The sequence below is a fragment of the Streptomyces sp. NPDC051576 genome (assembly GCF_040681835.1).
In the GTDB taxonomy this organism is placed as follows: domain Bacteria; phylum Actinomycetota; class Actinomycetes; order Streptomycetales; family Streptomycetaceae; genus Streptomyces.
The window spans coordinates 1,015,606-1,041,365 of the sequence record NZ_JBFAZO010000001.1 but is presented as its reverse complement, the minus strand read 5'-3'; the positions used below and the strand labels follow the sequence as shown (position 1 = coordinate 1,041,365).

The 25,760-nt window shown below is 70.3% G+C and carries 16 protein-coding genes and 1 pseudogene; 8 read left to right on the top strand and 9 right to left on the bottom strand.

The features are described from left to right. Positions 1-18: 18 nt before the first annotated feature. A complete protein-coding gene (locus AB0M63_RS04920) occupies positions 19-201 on the bottom strand; it encodes a hypothetical protein (RefSeq protein ID WP_366018375.1) in 183 nt (60 codons plus the stop codon). Between the two features lie 74 nt (positions 202-275). Beyond that, on the bottom strand, positions 276-770 hold the full coding sequence (locus AB0M63_RS04915; RefSeq protein WP_366018374.1) for a MarR family transcriptional regulator: 495 nt from the start codon (positions 768-770) through the stop codon (positions 276-278). 201 nt (positions 771-971) lie between these two features. Here AB0M63_RS04915 and AB0M63_RS04910 point away from each other — a divergent pair, with 201 nt between their 5' ends. Next, positions 972-1,790, top strand: coding sequence for a lysozyme (locus AB0M63_RS04910; protein WP_366018373.1), 819 nt, complete (start codon positions 972-974; stop codon positions 1,788-1,790). On the opposite strand, the gene AB0M63_RS04905 is transcribed toward AB0M63_RS04910, so the two are convergent. Together AB0M63_RS04905 and lon are read right to left on the bottom strand one after the other, a co-directional pair. Continuing rightward, positions 1,787-4,639 carry a COR domain-containing protein gene (locus AB0M63_RS04905; protein ID WP_366018372.1) on the bottom strand — a complete coding sequence of 951 codons (2,853 nt, stop codon included), beginning with the start codon at positions 4,637-4,639 and terminating at the stop codon, positions 1,787-1,789. The two genes, AB0M63_RS04910 and AB0M63_RS04905, sit on opposite strands and share 4 nt — an antisense overlap. Positions 4,640-4,825: 186 nt before the next feature. Beyond that, positions 4,826-7,243, bottom strand: coding sequence for an endopeptidase La (gene lon, locus AB0M63_RS04900; RefSeq protein WP_355911870.1), 2,418 nt, complete (start codon positions 7,241-7,243; stop codon positions 4,826-4,828). A gap of 221 nt (positions 7,244-7,464) precedes the next feature. Between lon and AB0M63_RS04895 the strand changes: the two are divergent. After that, positions 7,465-8,287: pseudogene (locus AB0M63_RS04895) on the top strand (GNAT family N-acetyltransferase). A gap of 108 nt (positions 8,288-8,395) precedes the next feature. Continuing rightward, entirely contained in the window at positions 8,396-9,895 is a 1,500-nt protein-coding gene (locus AB0M63_RS04890) for a sulfatase (RefSeq protein ID WP_366018371.1), read from the top strand. Here the strand turns inward: AB0M63_RS04890 and AB0M63_RS04885 are convergent. Next, positions 9,892-10,701, bottom strand: a complete 810-nt coding sequence (locus AB0M63_RS04885) for a rhomboid-like protein (RefSeq protein ID WP_366018370.1) — start codon at positions 10,699-10,701, stop codon at positions 9,892-9,894. The two genes, AB0M63_RS04890 and AB0M63_RS04885, sit on opposite strands and share 4 nt — an antisense overlap. Before the next feature lie 192 nt (positions 10,702-10,893). On the opposite strand from AB0M63_RS04885, the gene AB0M63_RS04880 reads away from it, so the two are divergent. The 4 genes from AB0M63_RS04880 to AB0M63_RS04865 all read left to right on the top strand — a co-directional run bounded on the left by AB0M63_RS04880 (position 10,894) and on the right by AB0M63_RS04865 (position 17,622). Further along, on the top strand, positions 10,894-11,571 hold the full coding sequence (locus AB0M63_RS04880; protein WP_366018369.1) for a spermidine synthase: 678 nt from the start codon (positions 10,894-10,896) through the stop codon (positions 11,569-11,571). A 113-nt stretch (positions 11,572-11,684) separates the two neighbouring features. Continuing rightward, the gene (locus tag AB0M63_RS04875) at positions 11,685-12,425 is read left to right on the top strand and encodes a response regulator transcription factor (RefSeq protein WP_019075191.1); all 741 of its coding nucleotides are present in this window, start codon (positions 11,685-11,687) and stop codon (positions 12,423-12,425) included. Beyond that, the gene (locus tag AB0M63_RS04870) at positions 12,422-13,528 is read left to right on the top strand and encodes an ATP-binding protein (protein ID WP_355911855.1); all 1,107 of its coding nucleotides are present in this window, start codon (positions 12,422-12,424) and stop codon (positions 13,526-13,528) included. Before AB0M63_RS04875 ends, AB0M63_RS04870 begins: the two co-directional genes overlap by 4 nt. A gap of 281 nt (positions 13,529-13,809) precedes the next feature. After that, the gene (locus tag AB0M63_RS04865; RefSeq protein ID WP_366018368.1) at positions 13,810-17,622 is read left to right on the top strand and encodes a multifunctional oxoglutarate decarboxylase/oxoglutarate dehydrogenase thiamine pyrophosphate-binding subunit/dihydrolipoyllysine-residue succinyltransferase subunit; all 3,813 of its coding nucleotides are present in this window, start codon (positions 13,810-13,812) and stop codon (positions 17,620-17,622) included. Between the two features lie 72 nt (positions 17,623-17,694). Here the strand turns inward: AB0M63_RS04865 and AB0M63_RS04860 are convergent, their stop codons facing one another. Genes AB0M63_RS04860 through AB0M63_RS04845 form a run of 4 tightly spaced genes read right to left on the bottom strand, consistent with a single transcriptional unit; the run spans position 17,695 to position 25,436 of the window. Then, the gene (locus AB0M63_RS04860; RefSeq protein WP_366018367.1) at positions 17,695-22,017 is read right to left on the bottom strand and encodes an SAV_2336 N-terminal domain-related protein; all 4,323 of its coding nucleotides are present in this window, start codon (positions 22,015-22,017) and stop codon (positions 17,695-17,697) included. Beyond that, a complete protein-coding gene (locus AB0M63_RS04855) occupies positions 22,017-23,051 on the bottom strand; it encodes a MoxR family ATPase (protein ID WP_366018366.1) in 1,035 nt (344 codons plus the stop codon). The genes AB0M63_RS04860 and AB0M63_RS04855 overlap by 1 nt, the downstream gene beginning before the upstream one ends. Positions 23,052-23,103: 52 nt before the next feature. Beyond that, positions 23,104-25,032: a trypsin-like peptidase domain-containing protein gene (locus AB0M63_RS04850; RefSeq protein WP_366018365.1), complete on the bottom strand. Its 1,929-nt coding sequence runs from the start codon at positions 25,030-25,032 to the stop codon at positions 23,104-23,106. After that, positions 25,029-25,436 (bottom strand): CU044_2847 family protein, encoded by a 408-nt coding sequence (locus AB0M63_RS04845; RefSeq protein ID WP_366018364.1) that lies wholly within the window; start codon positions 25,434-25,436, stop codon positions 25,029-25,031. The genes AB0M63_RS04850 and AB0M63_RS04845 overlap by 4 nt, the downstream gene beginning before the upstream one ends. A 133-nt stretch (positions 25,437-25,569) precedes the next feature. Here AB0M63_RS04845 and AB0M63_RS04840 point away from each other — a divergent pair, with 133 nt between their 5' ends. After that, positions 25,570-25,752, top strand: a complete 183-nt coding sequence (locus AB0M63_RS04840; RefSeq protein WP_003961784.1) for a DUF6104 family protein — start codon at positions 25,570-25,572, stop codon at positions 25,750-25,752. Positions 25,753-25,760: the final 8 nt, after the last annotated feature.

The window sequence follows — 25,760 nt, the reverse complement described above, 5'->3', positions numbered from 1 at the left end:
CCCGGCGGTACCGCCGCGTCACGGTCCCGGCGTGGCACTGCTCTCCGCCGAGGGGCGGCTCTCGGGAGTCGACGGAGCCGGTCCGTTGTCCGGGGTGATCCAGACGCCCACCATGGCGGTGGCCAGCGCGGTGGCCGCCGCGACCAGCACCGCGCCCCCGAGCACCCTGCCGTACCGCCTGACCACCCCAGTCATGCCCATCGCCCCCGTCCCCCAACGGTCGCCAGGGTAACGACCGGAGCGCCCGTTGCGGGGGCCTCTCGCGCTGCGCGATGTTACTTCTCCATCACGCCGTTCAACTGGCGCAGCAGCCGGGCGAGTTCGGCGACCTCCCGGCGGTCCCAGTGGGAGAGCTGGGTGAAGTAGCGGCCCCGTCTGGCCTCGCGGACATGGGTGACGCGGCGGCGGCCCTCGTCGGTGAGGTCGACCAGCCAGGCGCGGCCGTCCGCCGGGTCGGGCTCGCGGGCGATCAGGCCCAGCTCCTCCAGGGCGCGCAGTTGGCGGGACATGGTGGCCTTGCCGACGCCGATGTAGGCGGCCAGCTCGGTGGCCCGCTGCCGGCCGTACTCCTCCAGCCGGACCAGCAGGCCGTACGCGGCGGACTCCAGGTCGGGGTGGACCTCGCGGGCCATCTCGCCCTGGTTGGCCCGGGCCCGACGGAAGAGGAACGTCAACTCGCGCTCCAGGGACAGGTATTCCTGGTCCGGAAGCGCGTCGTCGTGGGACCCGTCGTCGCCTCTGTCCTCGTCCTTGTGCACATCAGCACCCATGGCCAGCTTTCCCGATCGTGAAAGTTTCCGCCGAACACCGTCATCGCCGCAGCTCCGCCAGTATTTCGCAGGGCTAGACCAACGGCGTCCCCCGGACCCCCTTCCCACCCGGTGTTGCCGGTGCGTAGCGTCTTCCACCAGGCGATTCTCGGCATGCCCACGCCATCCCTGCACGACCTTCCCCCCTCTCGGAGGCACGCCATGCCCGTGCACAGACCCGGCACGCCACGACTCAGGCACCTCGCCGTCTGCACTCTCCTGCTCGCCGCGCTCACCCTCCTGCCCGCCCTCCCGGCGACCGCGGCCACCACCGTCCCGGCCCGCGGCTCCGCCTACATGGGCATCGGCGTCCTGGCCCACGACGGCCAGGGCGGCTCCCCCGCCTCCCTCGCCGCCCAGACGGAGGGCGTCGACGTCAGCGGCTACCAGGGCAACGTCGCCTGGTCGACCCTGTGGAGCAGCGGGGTCAGATGGGCCTACACGAAAGCCACCGAGGGGACGTACTACACGAACCCCTACTTCACCCAGCAGTACAACGGCTCCTACTCCGTCGGCATGATCCGCGGCGCGTACCACTTCGCGACCCCGGACACGACGAGCGGCGCCACCCAGGCCAACTACTTCGTCGACCACGGCGGCGGCTGGTCCAAGGACGGCCGGACCCTCCCCGGTGTCCTCGACATCGAGTGGAACCCGTACGGCGCGTCCTGCTACGGCAAGTCGGCGGCGGCGATGGTCAGTTGGATCGCCGACTTCCTCGCCACGTACAAGTCCCGCACCGGCCGCGACGCCGTGATCTACACGGCCACGAGCTGGTGGACGGCCTGCACGGGCAACTACGGCGGCTTCGCGTCCACCAGTCCCCTGTGGATCGCGCGCTACGCCTCGGCCCCGGGGACGCTGCCGGCCGGGTGGTCGTACTACACGATGTGGCAGTACACGTCGTCCGGGCCGACGGTCGGGGACCACGACGTGTTCAACGGGGCGCTGGACCGGGTGGTGGCGCTCGCCAACGGTTAGGTCGCGGGCGGGAGTTGGGGCCGGGCGGGCTGGAACGGGCGGGCGTGCTGCTCGCAGAGCCAGAGGGTGTCGCCCTCCGGTGTCACGACCTTGTTGAGGCCGGCCCAGTGGTGGTCGGGGTCGAGCTTGGTCAGGAGGGCGTACATGGTGCGGAACTCCGAGTCCCATTCGCCCAGTTGAAAGCGAGGCACAGGGAGGCCGTCCGGCTCACCCAGATTCTGGCCCACCTCGACGAGGGCCTTCATCAGCGCGATGTCGTCCTTGAGCCGGTTGTTGAGATCGTCGGCCGCCACATCGAGTACGGCACCGGCCACGGGAACGGCGTAGCGGAGCACCTTCAGCACGGTGCGGGCGTACGGAATCAGCTCCGCCGTCGTCTCCGACGTGGCCCGGACCTCGTACGGATCGTGACCCGGCGCGGGATGCCAGGCTCCGGGTGCCTCGCAGTACAGGCGGAGTTGCAGGACCGCACCGGGGAGCAGTCCGAGGGCACGACGTCGTGTCACCCGGGTGACGGAGAGAAGGGTGGGACAGCGCACCTCGTACACGCTGCCGCGCCAGGTGGCGAGCGCGACCCGCTGCTGCTCCGCCGCGATGGCGAGCCGCTGTGCCTTCGCCTGCCGCAGCTCCTCCAGAAGGTCGCGCCTGCCCTCCGCCTGTGCCTGGTCCTGCCGCTCGACCAGCGTCTGCAGAGCCTGGACCGCCTCCTTGGTCTCCTGGGCCAGTTCCGCGGAGCGGTCGGCGGAGGGTGACTCGATGCCCTGGAGAAGCAGCCGTACGTCGTGATGGTCGTAGTCGACCGGGCACTCGACCTTCTCCAGCGGCGGAGTTCGGGTGAGACGGTCCTTCAACTGCTCGTGGGAGAACTCGTGGGTGCACTCCGTTCCGTCGGGCAACGTCCCGGGACAGGGCACCAGCCGGTTGATCTCCAGACCGGGGTAGCGCTGGAGGGTCTGCTCGAAGCCCTCCTTGAGCACGGCGAAGAAGTCCGGCGGATAGGGGCCGCGCACCCGCAGTTCTGCGGTCCTCGCCAGGCGGTCCACGACGATGAGCGCGAGGTGCTCGCCCTCCGGGCCGGTCTGGCGCAACAGCGCGCCCGTGCGCCAGTGGATGTCCGCCGTGAAGCGGTGCTCACGGGCGATGAACCAGGTGGGGATGCCGGGCGGAACGGTGTGGAGGCGGTAGCGGAGCCTGAGTTCGCGCCCATGTGCCCGCGCGGCGCCGGCCCAGGTCTCCTCGTAATCGGGCGGGTCCAGCGGCAGCCGCTCCACCACGAGGCTGTTGACGCCGTCCTCGGTCCGGTAGGAGAGGTCGAAGTGCTCCATCATCGCGACGAAGTGCCGACGCAGGCCCGGGTCGAGTTCCCGCCACAGGTGCGCCTGGTGCCGCTTGGTGAACAGGCCGTTCCCGTCCCGCACTTCGTGCGAGTCCAGCACCTTGCTGATGTAGTCGGTCACCCACTGCGGACGCAGTACGACGATGTCCTCGAGCTCGGGATCGTCGGTGTAGGCGAGGATGTCCCCCAGGCTGTGCAGGGCGGCCCGCAACCCCTGCTGGTGGGTAGGGTCGGTGACGCCGTGCGCGGCAAGCAGCTCGCCCAGCGCGGCCGGGGTGACGTGGTTGCGCTGGTCGGCCCGGACCGCCTCCGAGGCACGCAGCCAGCTATCGGGCCAGCGCACGCCCATCAGCGGGAGCCGCGCGGCCTCCCGGGCCAGACACGCGACGACCTCGTCGATGCCCACGTGCGTCTCGCTGTCCGCGGCGAGCGAGTCCACGATCATCCCGGGGTACGCCGCGTGCAGTTCGGCCAGCGGCAACTCCGCCGGGCGTGGGCCGAGATGCGTCGCCACCAGCACGACCGGCGCACGGGGAGCCCTCGCCTTGATCATGTCCAGCCAGTAGTAGAGCTTGCTGGCCTCCCAGCCGACCTGGGCGTCCCAGACCAGCACGAACAGCGAGCGGTCGGTGAGGAAGAACTGGTGAGTCGCGTGGTAGATCTCCTGGCCGCCGAAGTCCCAGGTCGCCAGGTTCATGGTGACATCGGCATGTTCGGGAGCGGGGTGCGGGAAGCACAGGTCACCGACGCTTAGCCCGTGGGTGCTGTTCTCGTTCCGGTCGAAGGGCTCACCCCGAACGGCCTTGAGTAGAGAGGTCTTTCCGGCCCGACCCTCACCCACGACCACGATCTTGGAGGACCACTGGGGGGTGGGGGCGATGGAGCGTTCGCGGAGGAAGGCCAGGAGGGTGGACGTAGCGTCGGAGACCACTTCGGGAGGCAGGCCAGCGAGGGGACTGCCGTGGACCCTCAACACTGAGAGGCCCATATGCCCGAGCACGTCAGGCAGATCGCTCATCCTGTTGTAGGCGATGTCGAGGATCTCGAGTCCGGGCAGCGCGAGGATCGGTCGCGGTAGCTCCGTCAACCTGTTGCCGGACAGGTGGAGTTTCCTGAGCGAGGAAAGGTCACCGCACGACTCGGGCAGCCCTGTCAGTGCGTTGCCGTCGAGGTAGAGGGTTTCGAGCTGCCGGAGGCGGCCGATCCAGTCCGGCACCTCCGTCAGCCCGTTGTTGTCCATGTCCAACCTGTTCAACTGGGTGAGGTTCCCGAACGACGAAGGCAGCTCGGTGATCCTGTTGTAGTCGAGCTGTAGGTGGCGCAGCCCGGTGAGTTCACCGATCCAGTCCGGCAGTTCCGTCAGCCGATTCTGGCTCAGGTCGAGTGTGAAGAGCCCGGTAAGTCCCCTGACGCCGCTGGGCACCGCGAACAGGTCCATGGCACTCAGATCCAAGATCCCCGTGCCCGCCGCACTCCCGATGCGCTCTGCCACCTCGGCGTCCTGCTCTCCCATACCGTCCCCCGACATACCGCTCCCCCGCCCCCTCACAACCAGCACGAGCCCCCAGTCTTCCCACCTGAGCCCCCGTCAGAGCCCCGTTTCCCATATCGAGATATCAAGGCACTCAAAAACCGGAAACGGCCCCCGCCACGGAGTCTCAACTCCGCACCGGGGGCCGCCCATTACCGGTGGCGTCCGTCACGCCGCCACCGGAACCTCCGTCGCCGCGCCGTTCGTCGCCGGTGCCAGCGCCAGCTCCAGGACCTGGCGGACGTCCGTCACCGCGTGGACGTCGAGCTTGTCCAGGACCTCGGCCGGGACGTCGTCCAGGTCGGGCTCGTTGCGCTTCGGGATGATCACCGTGGTGACCCCGGCCTGGTGCGCGGCGAGCAGCTTCTGCTTCACGCCGCCGATCGGCAGGACCCGACCGGTCAGCGAGACCTCACCGGTCATCGCCACGTCCGTACGGACCAGTCGGCCGCTGAGCAGTGACGCCAGGGCCGTCGTCATCGTGACGCCCGCGCTCGGGCCGTCCTTGGGCACCGAGCCCGCCGGGAAGTGGATGTGCACGCCCCGGTCCTTCAAGTCGCCGACCGGCAGCTCCAGTTCGGCGCCGTGCGAGCGCAGGAACGACAGGGCGATCTGCGCGCTCTCCTTCATCACGTCACCGAGCTGACCGGTGAGGGTCAGACCCGCCGCGCCCGTCTCCGGGTCGGCCAGCGACGCCTCGACGAACAACACGTCACCGCCCGCTCCCGTCACCGCGAGTCCGGTGGCGACACCGGGGACCGCCGTACGGCGCTCCGCCGGGTCCTGGGCGGACTCGGGCACGTGGTGCGGCCGACCGATCAGGGCGCGCAGGTCGGCGTCCGTGACGGTGAACGGCAGTTCCCGCTCGCCCAGTTCGTGCTGTGCGGCGATCTTGCGCAGCAGCCGGGCGACCGAGCGCTCCAGGGTGCGGACGCCCGCCTCGCGGGTGTACTCACCGGCGAGCTTGCGCAGCGCGCTCTCGTCGATGACGACCTCGTCGTCCTTGAGCCCCGCCCGCTCCAGTTGACGCGGGAGCAGGTGGTCACGGGCGATGACGACCTTCTCGTCCTCGGTGTAGCCGTCCAGCCGGACCAGTTCCATCCGGTCGAGCAGCGCCTCCGGGATGGCCTCCAGGACGTTCGCCGTCGCGAGGAACACGACGTCGGACAGGTCGAGTTCGACCTCCAGGTAGTGGTCGCGGAAGGTGTGGTTCTGCGCGGGGTCGAGGACTTCGAGCAGGGCGGCCGCCGGGTCGCCCCGGTAGTCGGACCCCACCTTGTCGATCTCGTCCAGCAGGACCACCGGGTTCATGGACCCGGCCTCCTTGATGGCACGGACGACCCGGCCGGGCAGCGCACCGACGTACGTACGCCGGTGACCGCGGATCTCCGCCTCGTCCCGGACGCCGCCGAGCGCGACCCGGACGAACTTCCGTCCCATCGCGTGCGCGACGGACTCACCGAGCGAGGTCTTGCCGACGCCGGGCGGCCCGACGAGGGCCAGTACGGCACCGCCGCGCCGGCCGCCCACGACACCCAGGCCCCGCTCCGCGCGCCGCTTGCGCACGGCCAGGTACTCGGTGATGCGTTCCTTCACGTCCTCCAGGCCGGCGTGCTCGGCGTCCAGGATCGCCTTGGCGCCCTGGATGTCGTACTCGTCCTGGGTCCTCTCGTTCCAAGGTAGTTCGAGGACGGTGTCCAGCCAGGTGCGGATCCACGACCCCTCGGGCGACTGGTCGGAGGACCGCTCCAGCTTCTCGACCTCCTTGAGCGCGGCCTCGCGGACCTTCTCGGGAAGATCGGCGGCCTCGACCCGGGCCCGGTAGTCGTCGGACTCCTCGCCCTCGGTCGCGTCGCCGTTCAGCTCGCGCAGCTCCTTGCGGACGGCTTCGAGCTGGCGGCGGAGCAGGAACTCGCGCTGCTGCTTGTCGACGCCTTCCTGCACGTCCTTGGCGATGGTCTCGGCGACATCCTGTTCGGCGAGGTGGTCGCGCAGATGCTGGGTGGCGAGCTTGAGGCGGGCCACCGGGTCGGCGGTCTCCAGCAGCTCGATCTTCTGCTCGGTGGTCAGGAAGGGCGAGTAACCGGAATTGTCGGCGAGCGTGGATACGTCATCGATCGCCTGTACGCGGTCGACGACCTGCCAGGCCCCCCGCTTGCGCAGCCACGCGGTGGCCAGCGCCTTGTACTCCTTCACCAGCTCGGTCACCGAGCCGGGCAACGGTTCGGGCAGGCTCTCGTCGAGCGCGGTGCCCTCCACCCACAGTGCGGCACCCGGGCCGGTGGTCCCGGCGCCGATCTGCACGCGGCTACGGCCGCGGATCAGCGCACCCGGGTCCCCGTCGGCCAGCCGGCCGACCTGCTCGATCGTGCCGAGCACACCCGTGCTCGCGTACGTCCCGTCGATGCGTGGCACCAGCAGGACCTTGGGCTTTCCGGGCTCGGACCGCGCGGCGGCCTGGGCGGCCTCCACGGCGGCGCGTACATCGGTGTCGTTCAGGTCCAGCGGAACCACCATTCCGGGCAGCACGACCTCGTCGTCGAGCGGCAGCACGGGCAGGGTGAGCGGTGTGGACGTCGAAGCCATGATCTCCCCTTAGGCAGTCAAGTTGAGCTATGCCGACTCAATGCTTGTACGCCTTCGATTGTTCCCCGGGGGGTGTTCGCCGTGAGCGATCAGGGGGCGATGGCTGCCTCATCGCAGGTGAACGCGGAACGGGGGTGGGAGCTTCCCGGAGGGATGCCCTTCGACGAGGTGCCGCGCCGATAATCGGTTGCCCCACCCCACACACTCCGTACCGTCTCCCCGTGACGGAAACAGACACGCAGGCCCTCGCCCTCCGCTCCGCCTACGACGACCAGCTGCGCGCCAACCCGCCCATTCCGCCCGTCGGAGTGACGTACGAGAAGGACGGGCCGCTGCTGCGGGTGGTCGGGAACTTCCGGGGTTTCGTGAGCGGGCCGCGCGATCTCGGGGTGCGGGGGGGCGGCACTCGACGAACTGATCGTCCGGCAGCGGGACTTCTTCGCGGCGCGCGGGGAGAGCGTGGAGTGGAAGACCCGGTCCCATGACGTACCGGCCGATATTCCGGAGCGGCTGCGTGCCGCGGGCTTCGTGCCCGAGGAGCGGGCGACGGTGCTCGTCGGGCGGGCCGAGGAGATGGCCGCGGCGCAGCCTGTGCTGCCGGAGGGTGTCACGATCCGCCAGGTCGACTCCGAGGCGGATCTGCGGCGGCTCGGGGCCCTACAGTCGGCCGTCTGGGACATGGACCTCGACTGGCTGGTGGCCGACCTGCTGGGCCGGATCGCCGCCGCTCCGGACGAGATGGCCGTCTACGTCGTCGAGGCGGGGGACGAGCTGGTCTGCTCGGCCTGGCTGGCCTTCCGCCCGAAAACGGAGTTCGCCAACCTGCTCGGCGGCTCCACCCTCCCCGCCTGGCGCGGCAAGGGCATCTACCGCGCCCTGGTCGCCACCCGGGCCGCCCTCGCCGCCGCCCGCGGAGTGCGCTATCTGCACGTGGACGCCTCCGACGACAGCGCGCCCATCCTTCAGCGGCTGGGATTCCGGGCGGTCACGACGACCACGCCATACGTGTGGTCACCGCAGCAGGAGATCGTGCGGGTGAAGTAGGGCGAGGGCGCGCGCCACACCCCCGCAACGGCATTCACAGGCAACTGCCGCAAAATGCAAGCTGATTCACAGCATGCGGGCAGTGCATACGGGGACATGGGGGATCAAATGAACGACGAGCAGTCTCGGCGTGGGCCGCGCAGGCGGACGGTCGTGGCCGGGGCCGCCGTGGTGGCGACGGCGGCGGCGATCCCGGTGGCCGTCCGGGCCGCGAAGGACGACAAGAGCCGACCGCCGGCAGCCGAACCCGCCACGCCCGCGCGGCACATCACCGCCCCTTCGGCCTCCCCCACGCCCCACACCCGCGCCCGCGGCGACGACCGGCCCAACATCCTCCTCGTCGTCACGGACGACCAGCCCAAGGAGACCGAGTGGGCGACCCCGGAGACCGTCGACTGGCTCGGTGACCACGGCGTCACCTTCGAGCGGGCGCACGCCAACACTCCGCTGTGCGCACCTTCCCGCGCCTCGATCATGTCGGGCCGGTACGCGCACAACCACGGCGTCCTGGACACCCGCCATCCCTATCACCTGGACCAACACACCACCGTGCAGCGACAGTTGCACAACTCCGGTTACCGCACGGGCCTGTTCGGCAAGTACCTGAACTACTGGCGCACCGGCGACAACCCGCCGCACTTCGACGAGTGGCTGCTCCAGGAGCCGGTGGCGTACTACAACGGCCATTACAACGACGGCGGAACGGTCCGGAACATCCCCGGCTACAACACCACCGTCATCAGGGACCGCGCCCTCGCCTTCCTGGAGGGCTCGCGCACGGACCGCCGGCCGTGGTTCGCCTATGTCGCCACGCGCAGCGCGCACGAACTGAACATCCCGGAGAAGAAGTACGCCGGCACTCGCGTCCCCGAGTGGCCGGGCCGGCCGTCCGTCTTCGAGACCGACAAGGCCGACAAGCCGGCGTTCCTGCGCACGGCGAAGCACGGTCTGCGCGCCGGACAGGCCCTGCGCGAGCGCCAGTTGAGGACCCTGCTGTCGGTGGACGACGCGATGCGCGACTTCCGGGACAAGCTGCGGGCGCTCGGCCAGTTGGAGAACACCCTCGTGCTGTACACCAGCGATCACGGGCTGTGCTGGGGCGACCACGGCTGGCTGCGCAAGTCGGTGCCGTACCGGCCGAGTCTGGAGGTGCCGTTCCAACTGTCGTGGCCGGCCCGGGGATTGAACAAGGGCACCTCCGACGACCGTCTCACCGGTCACGTCGACATCGCGCCCACCCTCCTCGACGCGGCCGGCATCACCCCGGACACCCCGCACGACGGCCACTCGCTGCTCGGCACCGGCGACCGGGAGCATCTCCTCGCCGAGTGGTGGTGGAACCGGCAGGACAAGGAACCGATCCACACCTGGGCGACGTATGTCGGCAAGTCCGAGCAGTACACGGAGTACTACCGCACCCGGCTCGACAAGAACGGCCTGGCGACGGACGGCGACGGCAAGGTGCTCTTCCGTGAGTACTACGACCTGCGTGCCGACCCCTACCAGCTCACCAACAAGCTGCACTCCGCGACCGCCCAGGAGGAGCGGCGACTTGGTGTTCCGGCGCTGGCGAAGGGGCTCAACGCGGCCAGGCGGGCGGGGAGTTAGGCCGCGGCGAGCCGCGCGGCCCGCTGCCGGCGCCGTATCAGCGGCCAGGTCGCGATGCCCAGCGTCAGGGCGATCAGATGGCCCCAGTTCGTCATGGGGTCGGTGAACTCGATCAGGTCCTCGACCAGCGTCCAGCCGAAGAGCGCGATCAACGGCAGGCCGAGCCACGGCCGCAGCAGGCCGGCCAGCGCTCCTGTGCTCGCGGCGACGCCGAAGCTGATGCCGTAGTCGAGGCGGTGCAGCGAGCTGTCGGGCAGATGCCCGGCCAACACCGCGATCCCTACGGTCCCTTCGGTCGCGAGCGTGGCCACGATGTGCCCGAAGAGGAACACCCCGGCGGCCCGCACCCCGCCGATCCGCCGCTCCAGCGCGGTCAGCACGAGCAGGAAGAGGATCGCGTACGGCGACAGCATGCCGCCGACGATCCACAGCGCGCTGGCGACCAGCACCAGCAGCGGGTCGTGCACGAGGTGGGCGACATCGGTGCTGGAGGCCTGGTGCAGTTGGTTCACGAGCGCGGGAGCGGCGTACTGCGCGACGAGCGAGGTGACGACGAGCAACACCGCGTAACCGAAGGTGAACGGCATCCCGGTGGGCGTGGGCAGCAGTTGGCGCAGGGCGGGCAGGAGCCGTGGCTCACGGGGAACGGCGGGGGTGGACGCCGAGACGGACACCGCCGCCGGGGCCGCGACCGGCAGGCCCGACTCCGCGGCCGTCTGCGCCACTTCCCGCTGTCGGGGCAGCGCGTCGAGCAGAGCTGAGTCCACCACCGGATCCGGTCCGGGCTCCGTCGCGATCCGTTCCACGCCGAGGCGCTCCTTCCGTATCGCCCCACCCTTCGTCGTCCCACCTGTCGCTGTCTATGACCGACGCCACGCGAGAGCCGATTCACAGCAACCCGAGAGCTTCCGCACGCGTCCGCCGCCACCGTGTGCCCGAGGCGTCCCTCCAGGGTTAATTCGGCTGCCCGTTCCGGTGAAACTGTCAGGATGGGTTCCATGACCACCACGTACGGCACTCCCGTCGTCCTGGACCGCCGCGAAGGCCCCTACGGCGAGGTGGTGCTGCGCCGGCACGGCGAGTTGCTGCAGATCATCGCCAACGGCTGCTTCCTGATGGACACCTCGGACGGGCGCTCGGAGCGCCTGCTGGTCGACGCCGCCTACGACGCGCTCGACGGGCGCCCCGAACCGGACGTACTGATCGGCGGGTTGGGCGTGGGTTTCTCCCTCGCGCATGCCGCCGCCGATCCCCGCTGGGGCCGGATCACGGTCGTGGAGCGCGAGCCCGCGATCGTCGAATGGCACCGCCGCGGACCGCTGTCCGCGCTCTCCGCGTCCGCCCTGGCCGACCCCCGGACCGAGATTCTGAAAACGGACCTGGTCGCATTCGTCAATGAGACATGCGCCACTTTCGACGCGCTCTGCCTCGACATCGACAACGGCCCCGACTGGACCGTCACAGAAGGCAACGACAACCTCTACTCACCAGCCGGACTGGCAAGCTGCGCAAGGGTGTTGAGGCCCGGCGGGGTACTCGCCGTATGGTCGGCGCAGCCCTCTCCGGAATTTGAGCGAACCTTATGGAATGCCGGGTTCAAACAGGTGCGTACCGAAGAGATCCCCGTTGCCCGAGGAGTTCCCGACGTCGTGCACCTCGCCGTCCGGCCTGGATAGCAAAGGCGCCGTGACTGCCCGTACCCTGCTTCCCTGACGCAGATCATTCAAGCGTCAAGCGCAGTCATGGGATCACCCCACTGGTTCCGGAAAGCACACTTCAGGGGCGGGCGATGGAGCAGACACACACCTCCCACAACGGCACGGCCACGGCCACGCCGGGCGCACAGCGCCGGGTGCTCGTGGTCGAGGACGATGCGACAATCGTCGACGCCATCGCGGCCCGTTTGCGCGCCGAGGGATTTCTCGTGCAGACCGCGGGCGACGGGCCCTCGGCCGTCGACACCGCCGAGGCCTGGCAGCCCGATCTGCTGATCCTCGACATCATGCTGCCCGGCTTCGACGGGCTGGAGGTCTGCCGCCGTGTGCAGGCCGCCCGCCCGGTGCCGGTGCTGATGCTCACCGCGCGCGACGACGAGACCGACATGCTGGTCGGGCTCGGGGTCGGCGCCGACGACTACATGACCAAGCCGTTCTCGATGCGGGAGCTGGCGGCGCGGGTGCACGTCCTGCTGCGCCGCGTGGAGCGTGCCGTAGTGGCCGCGTCCACCCCGCGCTCGGGCATCCTGCGCCTCGGCGAGCTGGAGATCGACCACGCGCAGCGCCGGGTACGGGTACGCAGCGAGGACGTGCACCTGACGCCCACCGAGTTCGACCTTCTGGTGTGCCTGGCGAACACCCCGCGTGCCGTGCTCTCGCGCGAGCAGCTGCTCGCCGAGGTGTGGGACTGGGCGGACGCCTCCGGCACCCGCACCGTGGACAGCCACATCAAGGCGCTGCGCCGGAAGATCGGCGCCGAGCGGATCCGCACGGTGCACGGCGTCGGGTACGCGCTGGAGACACCGACGCCATGAGCGACGGGCCGACGTCACGGAGGAGCCCCGGGGAGCCCTGGGGCGGCGTACGCCCGTTCTCGATCAAGACCAAGCTGGGCGCGCTGGTGGTCATCGCAGTGCTGATCACCACCGGGCTGATGATGATCGCCATGCGCACCGCGACGGAGCTGCGCTTCATCACGGTCTTCTCGATGATCGCCACACTGCTGATAACGCAGTTCGTGGCCCATTCGCTCACCGCGCCGCTGGACGAGATGAACGCGGTGGCCCGGTCCATCTCGCACGGCGACTACACCCGCCGGGTGCGCGAGAACCGCCGCGACGAACTGGGCGACCTGGCCGAGACGATCAACGTCATGGCCGACGAGCTGGAGGCGCAGGAGCGCCAGCGCAAGGAACTCGTCGCGAACGTCTCGCACGAGCTGCGCACCCCCATCGCCGGTCTGCGCGCCGTCCTGGAGAACGTCGTCGACGGCGTCTCGGCGGCCGACCCGGAGACCATGCGTACGGCGCTGAAGCAGACCGAGCGCCTCGGGCGCCTGGTCGAGACGCTGCTGGACCTCTCCCGCTTGGACAACGGCGTCGTACCGCTGAAGACGCGCCGCTTCGAGGTGTGGCCGTATCTCTCGGGCGTGCTCAAGGAGGCCAACATGGTGGCCTCCTTGCGCGCGGGCATCGCGTCCGGCTCGGGCAGTCACACGCGGACGGACGTCCATCTACACCTGGACGTGTCCCCGCCGGAGCTGACCGCGCTCGCGGACCCGGAGCGCATCCACCAGGTCGTCGCCAACCTGATCGACAACGCGGTCAAGCACAGCCCCGCGCACGGGCGCGTGACGGTCAAGGCGCGCCGCGGCTCGCTGCCGGAGTCGCTGGAGCTGGAGGTCCTGGACGAGGGGCCCGGCATCCCGAAGGCGGAGTGGGCGCACATCTTCGAGCGGTTCAACCGGGGAGCGGTGAGCTCCCCGCACGGACCCGGCAGCGACGGCGGTACGGGTCTCGGCCTGGCGATCGCCCGCTGGGCGGTGGATCTGCACGGCGGCCGGATCGGCGTGGCCGAATCCGACCGTGGCTGCAGGATTATCGTCACTCTTCCGGGACTGTCATCCGTGCCAAGTTGACGTAAAGTTCGAACCGGAGCCCCAAGATCCACGACGGTCCGCGCTGACGGACACGTGTGATCAGGCACAGGCCCGCGCCCTTCGTGCGCCCTCCCCGCCTCCGTGCGCCCCTTCTGCAGCGGAACCACGCTTGTTTCCCGCCATTTCGGCCCCCGAAACACACTTTCCGGTGTGACTTACGCGACGATGCACCGGCCCGACCTGACCTTGGCCGTCATGGGGGCGTAGCCTTAATTCCCGCTGTCCATCACCTTGTGAAGCGGAAGAGGGCGGTTGCCGCCGTGTCGTCACAGTCCCCCAGTAACTCGACCATCTCGAACGAGTCCGACCAAGCCGCGGGTAAGAATCCCGCGGCGGCGTTCGGTCCCAACGAGTGGCTCGTCGACGAGATCTATCAGCAGTACCTCCAGGATCCGAACTCGGTCGACCGAGCCTGGTGGGACTTCTTCGCCGACTACAAGCCGGGCGCGGCAGCCACCGCCCCGACCTCGGCGGGTACTGCGGCCGCGGGGGCCGCAGCGACCTCCACACCGGCCCCGGCCGCCCCCGCGGCGCCCGCTGCCCCGGCGGTCCCCGCGCCGGCGCCCGCAGCCGCCGCTCCGGCCCCGGCACCCGCGCCCGCCCCGGCACCGGCTCCCGTCGCCCCCCCGGCTCCCGCGAAGGCCGCCGCTCCGGCACCGGCCGCGAAGCCGAAGCAGGCCGAGCCCGCGACCGAGGCCCCCGGTGGCCCCGAGTTCGTCACGCTGCGCGGCCCCGCCGCCGCGGTCGCGAAGAACATGAACGCCTCGATCGAGGTGCCCACGGCCACGTCCGTGCGCGCGGTCCCGGTCAAGCTGCTCTTCGACAACCGCATCGTCATCAACAACCACCTGAAGCGCGCCCGGGGCGGGAAGATCTCCTTCACCCACCTCATCGGCTACGCGATGGTGCAGGCCATCAAGGCCATGCCGTCGATGAACTACTCCTTCCAGGAGAAGGACGGCAAGCCGACCCTGGTCAAGCCGGAGCACGTCAACTTCGGTCTCGCCATCGACCTGGTGAAGCCCAACGGCGACCGCCAGCTCGTCGTCGCCGGCATCAAGAAGGCCGAGACGCTGAACTTCTTCGAGTTCTGGCAGGCCTACGAGGACATCGTCCGCCGCGCCCGCGAGGGCAAGCTCACGATGGACGACTTCACCGGCGTCACGGTCTCCCTGACGAACCCCGGCGGCCTCGGCACGGTCCACTCCGTCCCCCGCCTGATGCCCGGCCAGTCGGTCATCATGGGCGTCGGCTCCATGGACTACCCGGCGGAGTTCCAGGGCACCTCCCAGGACACCCTGAACAAGCTCGGCATCTCGAAGGTCATGACGCTCACGTCGACCTACGACCACCGGGTCATCCAGGGCGCCGCCTCCGGCGAGTTCCTGCGGATCGTCGCCAACCTCCTCCTCGGTGAGAACGGCTTCTTCGACGAGATCTTCGAGGCGCTGCGCATCCCCTACGAGCCGGTCCGCTGGCTCAAGGACATCGACGCCAGCCACGACGACGACGTCACCAAGGCCGCCCGCGTCTTCGAGCTGATCCACTCCTACCGGGTCCGCGGCCACGTCATGGCCGACACCGACCCGCTGGAGTACCGCCAGCGCAAGCACCCCGACCTGGACATCACCGAGCACGGCCTCACCCTGTGGGACCTGGAGCGGGAGTTCGCGGTCGGCGGCTTCGCCGGCAAGTCCCTGATGAAGCTGCGCGACATCCTCGGCGTGCTGCGCGACTCTTACTGCCGCACCACCGGCATCGAGTTCATGCACATCCAGGACCCCAAGCAGCGCAAGTGGATCCAGGACCGCATCGAGCGCTCGCACTCCAAGCCGGAGCGCGAGGAGCAGCTGCGCATCCTGCGCCGGCTGAACGCGGCGGAGGCCTTCGAGACCTTCCTGCAGACGAAGTACGTCGGCCAGAAGCGCTTCTCCCTGGAGGGCGGCGAGTCCGTCATCCCGCTGCTCGACGCGGTGATCGACTCGGCGGCGGAGTCCCGTCTCGACGAGGTCGTCATCGGCATGGCCCACCGAGGCCGCCTGAACGTCCTCGCGAACATCGTCGGCAAGTCGTACGCCCAGATCTTCCGTGAGTTCGAGGGCAACCTCGACCCGAAGTCGATGCACGGCTCCGGCGACGTGAAGTACCACCTGGGCGCTCAGGGCACCTTCACCGGCCTGGACGGCGAGCAGATCAAGGTCACCCTCGCGGCGAACCCGTCCCACCTGGAGACGGTCGACCCGATCATCGAGGGCATCGTCCGCGCCCGCCAGGACATCATCAACAAGGGCGGCACGGACTTCACGGTCCTGCCGGTCGCCCTGCACGGTGACGCGGCCTTCGCGGGCCAGGGCGTGGTGGCCGAGACACTCAACATGTCGCAGCTGCGCGGCTACCGCACCGGCGGCACGGTCCACATCGTCATCAACAACCAGGTCGGCTTCACGGCGGCTCCCGAGTCGTCGCGCTCCTCGATGTACGCCACCGACGTGGCGCGCATGATCGAGGCCCCGATCTTCCACGTGAACGGCGACGACCCCGAGGCCGTCGTCCGCGTCGCTCGCCTGGCCTTCGAGTTCCGCCAGGCGTTCAACAAGGACGTCGTCATCGACCTCATCTGCTACCGCCGCCGCGGTCACAACGAGTCGGACAACCCGGCCTTCACCCAGCCCCTGATGTACGACCTGATCGACAAGAAGCGCTCGGTGCGCAAGCTCTACACCGAGTCCCTCATCGGTCGCGGCGACATCACCCTGGAAGAGGCCGAACAGGCCCTCCAGGACTACCAGGGCCAGCTGGAGAAGGTCTTCACGGAGGTCCGCGAGGCCACCGCGCAGCCCGGCGCCGCCCCGCTGTCGGACCCGCAGGCCGAGTTCCCGGTCTCGGTCTCCACCGCGATCTCCTCGGAGGTCGTCAAGCGGATCGCCGAGTCCCAGGTCAACATCCCCGACCACTTCCACGTCCACCCGCGGCTGCTGCCCCAGCTCCAGCGCCGGGCGACGATGGTCGAGGACGGCACGATCGACTGGGGCATGGGCGAGACCCTCGCGATCGGCTCCCTGCTCCTTGAGGGCACCCCGGTGCGCCTCTCCGGCCAGGACTCCCGCCGGGGCACCTTCGGCCAGCGCCACGCGGTCCTCATCGACCGCCAGACGGGCGAGGACTACACCCCGCTCCAGTACCTCTCCGAGGACCAGGCCCGCTACAACGTCTACGACTCGCTGCTCTCCGAGTACGCGGTCATGGGCTTCGAGTACGGCTACTCGCTGGCCCGCCCCGACGCGCTGGTGATGTGGGAGGCGCAGTTCGGCGACTTCGTCAACGGCGCGCAGTCCGTGGTCGACGAGTACATCTCGGCGGCGGAACAGAAGTGGGGCCAGACGAGCGGTGTGACGCTCCTCCTCCCCCACGGCTACGAGGGCCAGGGCCCGGACCACTCCTCGGCCCGCGTCGAGCGCTTCCTCCAGCTCTGCGCGCAGAACAACATGACGGTCGCGATGCCGACCCTGCCGTCGAACTACTTCCACCTCCTGCGGTGGCAGGTGCACAACCCGCACCACAAGCCGCTGGTGGTCTTCACCCCGAAGTCGATGCTGCGCCTGAAGGCTGCCGCGTCGAAGACGGAGGAGTTCACGACGGGTCAGTTCCGTCCGGTCATCGGCGACGAGACGGTGACGGACCCCGCGTCCGTCCGCAAGGTCGTCTTCGTCACGGGCAAGCTCTACTACGACCTGGAGGCCGAGCGCACCAAGCGCGGCACCACGGACGTGGCGATCATCCGCGTCGAGCGCCTGTACCCGCTGCCGGGTGCCGAGCTCCAGGCGGAGGTCAACAAGTACCCGAACGTCGAGAAGTACCTGTGGGCCCAGGAGGAGCCGGCCAACCAGGGCGCCTGGCCGTTCATCGCCCTCAACCTGATCGACCACCTGGACCTCGCGGTCGGCGCGGACGTCCCGCACGGCGAGCGGCTGCGGCGGATCTCCCGCCCGCACAGCTCGTCGCCCGCGGTCGGTTCCGCGAAGCGGCACCAGGCTGAGCAGGAGCAGTTGGTGCGCGAGGTGTTCGAGGCGTGAGGCTCTGAAAAGAGCTGAACTCGCTTGACTGAAGGGCCCGTTCCCGGGGTTTCCCGGGAACGGGCCCCTTTGTCATGGGAGGTCGGGAGGGTCGTAGTGGATGACCAGGTGCTGCGCCCAGGCGGCATCGGGGTACGGATCCGGGCCGGCGTTGAGGATGCGCACCCGAGCGACACGGCTGAGGAGTTCGCCAGGAGTTTCGGCCCACTCCAGAAGCTCCGCCGCCCGCTCGTAAACCTCTGGACAGTCCTCATGGCGTGGTGCGCTGCTCCACAGGATGAGGGGGAAACCAAAGGACCAGGCATCCTGCAGCGCGGCGACCTGATGACTGCAGCCCACGGGTACGGCGGAGTCCGGCGCCTCCTCCAACTGCCGACGAGTCGTCGCACTGTTCAGGAAGAGAGGTCGCCGACCACGTGGTGACACGACTTCTGAAAGGGCGTTCCAGCACCGCCGCCAAGCCTCCGCCGGACGCCCGGTGCGGTCATGTGCCCGTACGACGACGGATCGCGGTGTCCCTCCCGGAGGTCCGGTCAGCTCGGCCATCGTCCTCGCGCCCCACACGGGGGCCCACAGGAGTTCCGGAGGCAGGGAGAACATGACGTTCGGCCCGCTCTCCGCGGTGTGACTCTTGCGCAGTGCGTCCATCACCCGTCGAACGAGGCCGTCCCGGACATCTGAGTAGGTTGTGCCGTCCAGTTCGGAGACGATCGTGCGCTCTTCGCCTCGCACATGAGTGATACGCAAGGGGTACACGTTGAGGTCCGGCAGGCGTGGCGCGAGGTCGACCAGAAGGTAGTTGTCCCGGAAGGGGACGACACCGCGCACCGAGCCCAGGACGTCCTCGACGGCCCGGCGGGTGATCTCGTCCCGGGTCCGGACGGTCTCCTTGATCCACGTCCGCAGTTTCACGAGCCCCGGGTCCGAGGCGGACCCGCCGCGCGCCGCCAGCTCGGCCCACACCCGCGCCGCGTACGTCAGGGTGAGGTCGGCGGAGTCGCCCCGCCGCAGCAGCCCCGCACCGTCGCGCCAGCTGTACGGCGGATACCGGTCCTCCCGGCGCTCCCCCAGCAACAGGTCCACGACCTCCGGCCCCGCGGGAGGAGGCAACTCGGCCAGGAGCCCGTACAGTTCCGTACGCTCCACGGGTGGGATCTTGCCCACTGCGCTCGACATCCGCACGAGCCACTCGTGCACACCGGTCCACGTCATGTGCGGGCCCCGCGCCCGGAACCGCTCGGCATGGTGGCGGTCGTGCGCCCGTACGACGGTGTGCCACAGCTCGGAGCTGCCGGACTCGCAGAGGGTCCGCAGCAGTCCGATGCGTACGGCCCTCCCGCCGCCGTCAGGCGCCGGATCGGTCAGCACACCGACAACAGCGCCGTCCACGGAGTCGATGACGGGACCGCCTCTGCCGTCCAGCGGAAGTGGCGCGTCGCCCACCCAGAGAGCGTTTCTGCCGTCGATGCTCCTGATCCTGAGCGCCGTCCCGAACGACCGCAGGTATACGGCGGTCCCCACGCCCGTGGTCGAGTACAGCGCCACCCCGGCCCCGGGGGACACGTAGGGAACATCACTGAGCCAGAGGCAGTCCGGATCGACCGCCCCGGGCACCCGGACGAGCGCCAAGTCCTCGACAGGATGCACCTGTTCGACCCGGTAGGACTGACCGTCCATCGTGACGGCTTCGACGGAGACCCGGTTCGTCCACCGTTCCACCAAGCGTGCGCTGGTCACCACCCAGCCCGGCGCGAGGAAGAACCCGCTGCCGGACACCGTGTCCCCCGTCCGGTCCTCGGCATGCAGACGCACGAGGGCCCGACGCACCAGCTCCTCACGGTCGGCCGCGGGTCCTGACAGCTCCGCCTCCCTGCCGGTCCTCACCCGCACGGCGGGCACGATCTCCTCCCAAGCGGAGTCCCTGGTGGTGATCAGGACGTGCCCTCCGCTGTACAGCCACTCGGCGGCGCTGTCGAGGTCGTCCAAACCGTCGTGGACGACCAGCCAGCAGACACCGGCCCGCCCCAACTCCCGCAGCAGCGCTGCCACACCGTCGGCCGTCAACGACGGAATCCCGAGATCGTTCCCGAACCTCCGCGCTGCGCCGGCGAACTCCTCCCGGTCGTCGTCGCTGATCCACCACACGAGGTCGTACTCATCGGCATGGCGGTGCACGTACTCGGCGGCGGCCTGCGACTTCCCGCCGGCAGGCGAGCCGACCAGGGCGCAGGAGACAGGGGCATGGGGCTCGAACCTCGCGGCGAGCTCTTCGAGGAGTTCCCGCCGGTAGACGTATCCGGGCGTACGTTGCGGGACCTCGCCGAGCACCATCCGGGCGGCTCCGGGATAGGCCGGCACATGCCGATGGTCCGCGTCCGCGCTCCAGTCGATGCCGAACCGGCGCAGCAGCCGCCAGCGGGCAATCCCCTCCGTCAGGCCTGCCAGTGACTCGTCGGCCTGAGCCGCCGTCGCATACGGGGTGACGTCGACGGTCAGCGGACGGTTGTCCCGTGCCGCGGACTGGGGCAGCCACGGCTCGTAAAACTCTTCCCGATGGCCGAGGAGAAAGACCAGGTGCCGTCCGGGCTCGTCCGCGGTCTGCAGGGAGCGCCCTACGACGGCCGCCATCCCTCCCTCACCGTCCCAGGGCCTGAGGTTGACCTCGTGGCCACAGGCCGCGAACACGTGGGCCAGCCACGTGCCCCACAGCTGGTCCTCGACGTCGTACACCACGTCGAACGCCCGCCGCCGTGCCACGGACTCCAGCGCGGACCGCCCCAGGTACCGCCCCACCACCAGGTCCGACACCTTGGCGAACGCCGCCGGCACCGCCTCCGTACCCGCGACGGTACCGGCGTCTCCGGTGAGCCGCGCCAGGGCCAGCGCCGGGAAATTCCGGGCTCGGCGCCCGAAGTGCCGCTCCACGTACGTGCCACAGTGCTTGAGCAGGAGCAGCGCGTCTCCTCTTGGCAGAAGGCAGAGCAGTTCCTCCCGCACGCCCGGTACGAACTCGTACCAGCCGTCCTCCTGTCCGCGCCGCATCAGGCCGCCCAGCAGCACCTCGGCCAGTACGTTCGGCCCACTTCGGGGCAGCATCACCCGCTGAACGAGCTGCATCACCGGCAGGTTCAGCGGTACGGCGGAGAAGGAGACGGCGAGGGACACGGCCTGCCGGGAGGCGGAGCGGCGGAAGGCCGTGACGAGCCGGCCGGCGTCGGCAGGCGGGCGTTCGGCGCGGGGCGGGGCCGCGGGATGGTTCGCGTGGACCCAGGCCGCTGCTGCGGGGAGGGACAGGCCCGTACCGCCGGAGAGCAGCCGCGCCCACGTGCCCAGCGCGGCCCGGGTGGGACCGAGCACCGGCACCGGGAGCGCCCCGGACGGCACGTCACCCTCGGTCGGCCTGAACTCCAGCCTCGCGCCCAGGCCTTCGCGGCGGCGCAGCGTGCCGGGGAGGGCCGGGAGGTGGGTGCGGCGCCACAGTCGCTGTGGGAGGGGCTGGACCACGGCGACGGGAGCCGCCTGTGTCCAGTGGTGCAGCAGCCGCTGCATCTGGCCCGAGCGCCACAGCGGGCCCGCGCAGTCGCTGAGGACGAGGGTGAGTTGACGCCCGGTGGGGTCGCGCAGTTGCTCGGCGGCACGCAAACCGCGGCCGGGGTCGCGCGAGGTGCCGATCGCCAACTGGCCGTCGGGGCCCTGGTGGACGTAGTGCGCCTGGACTTCGCGGAACGCGCCGAGGCCCGCGCAGATCTGGCGGAGTTCCTCAAGTGTGCTGTCCCAGACGGAGGTTGAGGTCGATGCGTCCATGAGGAGCCGCAGCCGGGCCTCGCGACGGGCGCCCGGTCGGAGCACCGGCGTGAACAGGCCTGTCTCCGCGGCCCGTTCGGCGGTGGCCTGTTCGTCGAGATGGTGGGCGGTGGTGCGGACGGGCGGACGGTAGCGCTGGAGGGGGCGCAGGGCGCGTTGGAGGGCGAGGAAGTCGGGGAGGGCGGTCGCCACGGGGACGCGTACCCGTGCGAAGTCCGGTTCGGGGCCGCCCTGTTCGGCCCGATCGTGAGAGGCGGGGCGTGATCGGTCGGCGTACAGGCGGGTGGTCGGGGTGGTGCGGTCGGGTGGGTCGGGGGCGGGAGTCGCCAGGTCGATGCGGGCCGCCGGCTCCCCGGGCGGCGCACCCGTCGACCCGGGCTCCGAGAGGAACGGGGATTCGTCCAGCTCCTCCTCGGCGTCCGCCGACTCCGGTTCCGGTGGGCGTACTTCTGGGCGGCCCACGTGTTCCGCGAGCCACAGCGCCTCCGCGAGTTCGCGTGCGCTCGGGTCCACACCCGTCCGTGCGCGCAGCCGCTCGGCGAGTCCGCTGAGCGGCACCACGGCGGCGGGGATTTCCGGAGGGACCGTCATCAGCGCGTTCCGTGCTCGCCCTGGTCCAGTGGCCTCATCAGCAGTTCGGCGAGCCGTTGTCGGTCGGGCTCGCTGTCGCGTACCGCTTCCTGGGTGAGGTAGATGGCGTTGAGGAGTTGGTCGGCGGCGCGCAGGGAGCCGGGGCTGGACTCCAGGAAATCGCGGATGAGTTGTTCGTTGCCGGAGGTGTCCGTGTCGCCGAAGTGGGCGCGGACCATGGCGTCGAGGCGCGCGGTGCCCCACTCGTCGTTGCGGGGCGAGGGCAGGTCGAGGTGGAGGCAGCGACGCAACAGCGGTGCGGGGAAGTCGCGTTCGCCGTTGCTGGTCATCACGACGACGGGGAAGGCCCGGCAGCGCACCTGTCCCGCCCGGACGACGGCGCGGTCGCCGTCGTCGGTGAGGACCTGGACCTCGGGCTGTCCGCGGGCGATCCGCTGGAGCTCGGCGATACGGAACTCGCCCTCCTCCAGGGCGTTGAGGAGGTCGTTGGGCAGGTCGATGTCGCTCTTGTCCAGTTCGTCGACGAGGAGGACCCGGGGGCGGCTGCGGGGCAGGAGCGCGGTGCCGAGCGGGCCCAGGCGCAGGTACTCGCCGATGTCCTCCGTGTAGGGCTCCTCGGCCGACTCCTTTGCCATCTGCATGTCTTGGAGGCGGGCGATCGCGTCGTACGTGTAGAGGCCGTCGCGCAGGGTGGTGCGGCTCACGATGGGCCAGTGCAGGACACGGCCGAGGCCGAGTTCGTGCGCGAGGGCGTGGGCGAGGGTGGACTTGCCGGAGCCGGGGTCGCCGGTGACCAGGAGCGGGCGGCGCAGATAGAGCGCCGCGTTGATCAACTCCAGTTCCTGCGGGCGCCAGATGAGGCCGCCCGCGCTCCGTGTGCCGAGGCGTCGGGTGGACTCGGTGCCCAGTGGCGGGACCGTGCCGATGAGCGGGCCGCCGTCGAAGTCGCGCCACGGCGGCGGCGCGGGCAGCCGCTCGACACCGTCGTGCGGCTCACCGGAACCCCGGAAGACGAACCAGTCGGGGGTGGTCACGGGAGTCTCCTTCTGCCGGAGGCGGTCGGGCGGGATACGGCGTGGTGGCGGGTCACGGGGAGTCCACCGGGTCCTCGCAGACCGGGAGGGGGCGCCGCGGGTCGTCGTAGAGCAGTGCGATGTGGGCCGACCAGGCCGCGTCCTCGCCGCCTTCCTCACCGGCCTGTTCGCGGAGGGCCCGCAGCCGCTCGGGGAGGGCCGCGGCGCCGTCGACCGAACCGAGCAACTGGGCGGTACGGCCGTACAGGTCGCCGCAGTCCGTGCCGCACGCGCGCGCGTGCTCGCCACGGAGGCTCCACAGGGCGACGCCGTATCCGGCGCCGATCGCGTCGGTCAGCGAATCGGCGTCCTGCTGCGGCGGGCGGCACAGGACCGGTACCGCGTCCGGCGCCGCCGCCTCCAGCGCCTCCTTCGCGTACTCGGGCGAGTGCACCGGCAGCGCCTTGAGCACGCTTCCGGTGACGCCGTCCCAGCGCTCCCGCCACACCGCGGCCGGCTCGCCACGCCGGTTCAGTGACCGCAGCACGACCTGTCGCTGCGCGCCCAGGGGCGGCTCGGCGGTCCGTGGCCACTGGTGGGCGTCCAACCCGAAGTGCTGCACGGGCAGGGCGAGTTCGAGGCGGGCGGGGCGCTCTTCGGTATCCAGTTTTCCGAACGCCTGCCGCAGCGGCCGGTGCAGTACCCGCTGCAGTTCGGTGAGCCGGACGCCCTCTTCGTCCGTGTCCTCATCCAGCATCCGTACCGTGTCGGGTCCGTCGGGCCAGAACCAGACCCGCCAGTGGAAGCGCTCGCCGGGACCGTACGGGTTGAGTTCCAGTTCGACGGCCACGACGGGCCGTTCACTGTCCGGGAGGACGGCGGGGTCGTCCGCGAGCCCACCGGCATCGGCACCGGCAGCGGTCAACCCCCGATCCTCGCCCGCCCGTTCACGCAGCAGCGCCGCGAGGAAGTCGGGGAGCTGTTCGATCCGCGCCTTCACCCATCGCTCCAGTTCGGCGACGGCGTCCGGTGCCCGCCGTCGGCAGGCGTGGGCCACGGCGAGCAGATAGTGCAGCGCGACGATCTCGGCGCCATCCTGCTGGTCATGTGCCCAGCCCTGCCCGTCGCGCCAGTCGACGGGGGCCAACTCGTCCTCCCACAACGGCTCGTAGCCGAGGACGCGGCTGATCATCCGCTGCAGTTCGGCCGACGAGACGGGGCGCGGCAGCCCGGCGAGCAGCGCGGACGCCTCGGCGCTGTCCCCAGGCCCCCAGCCGCGTCGGTCGACGGTGGGCAGTTCGCCCTGCAGACCCACCCAGTTCGGCCTGACGGTCATGCCCTGGTGCCAGCGGTCGTGGCTGCGGATGAGCGCCGCGTACGGGTCGGAGCCCAGGCTGTCCTCGCCGCCCACGGCGCGTGCCTCGCGGAAGCCGCGCAGCGCCGTCGCCGCGACGGCCAGGCCGCCGTCCTTGCCCGCGCGGCGGGCCTTGACGATGCCCGCGACGACTCCGTGGTCACGGTCCAGCAGGGGGCCTCCGGAGGCGCCGTGCGGTATCTCCATGTGAGGCGCGAGGGTGAACCCGTAGGAGCCGTCCCGGCCGTTGCACTCGCTGTGCCCGCTCCAGCGCTGGGGCGCGCCGCCCGTGGGTGTGCGCCAGCCGAGCGCGGTGACCTGGTGCGGCGGGTCGTAGCGATCGGTGAGCCGCACGCACGCGTGGCCGTGCGTCGCGTCATCCTCCAGGCGGACGAGGGCGAGGTCCTGTTCGGGGTCGGTGCCGCCGCCGAGCCAGTACGCGAGCCGGGCCGGGGTGTCGAGCTGATGACCCTGCACGCGCAGCGTGCCGACGTTTTCGACCCCGGCGTCGATGGGCAGGACGTGCGCGCAGGTCAGCACCCAGCCGGGCGCGACGAGGAAACCGCTGCCCCAGAGGGTGCCGGGCGCCGTGTCCGGACCGATCCGGACGGTGGCTCGACTCGCCAGCTGTTCGAGCCGGCCGGTCATGTGGCGGCGGCGTTCCGGCCGTCGCGGAGCGCCGTCACGGTGGCGTCCCCTGCCGCCTGCGTGCTGTCGCCGCGCCAGGTGAGCGTGATCGACAGGGCCGCCTTGGCCTCACCGTCGGCGAGCAGGGCCACGGCCTTGCCCGGCTTCATCGCCAGCTCCACACCGAAGGTGGCGCTGACCTCGTCGGGCCGTACGGCACGCGCCGCCGCCAGCACGGCCCCGCCGACCCCGCTGACCAGTTCGTTGAGCTGGTCGACACGGGCGGCCATGTGATCGAGGGCGCCCACGTCCTCGTACCCGAACTCGTCGGCCCCGCCGGGCACTTCCTCGGGCGAGAGCACACTGACGCGGGCGAGCACCCGCTCTCCCCCGGGCAGCTCGATCTCCTGGATCATCCGTTCCATCACGCCCCCGTACGACCGTCCCGTCCGCCTGTGGTCATTGTGCCCAGGCACGCACGCGTGAGGTGCGGGATCGGAACCTTTGCCCCCCGCATAACCTGGAGCTGTCAGACCCACGCCCCCAGGAGAATCCCCCGTGTACTTCACCGACCGAGGCATCGAAGAGCTCGAAAAGCGGCGCGGCGAGGAAGAGGTCACCTTCGAGTGGCTCGCCGAGCAGCTCCGTACGTTCGTCGACCTGAACCCCGACTTCGAGGTCCCGGTGGAACGCCTGGCGACCTGGCTGGCCCGACTGGACGACGAGGACGAGGACGAGTAGTCCGTCCT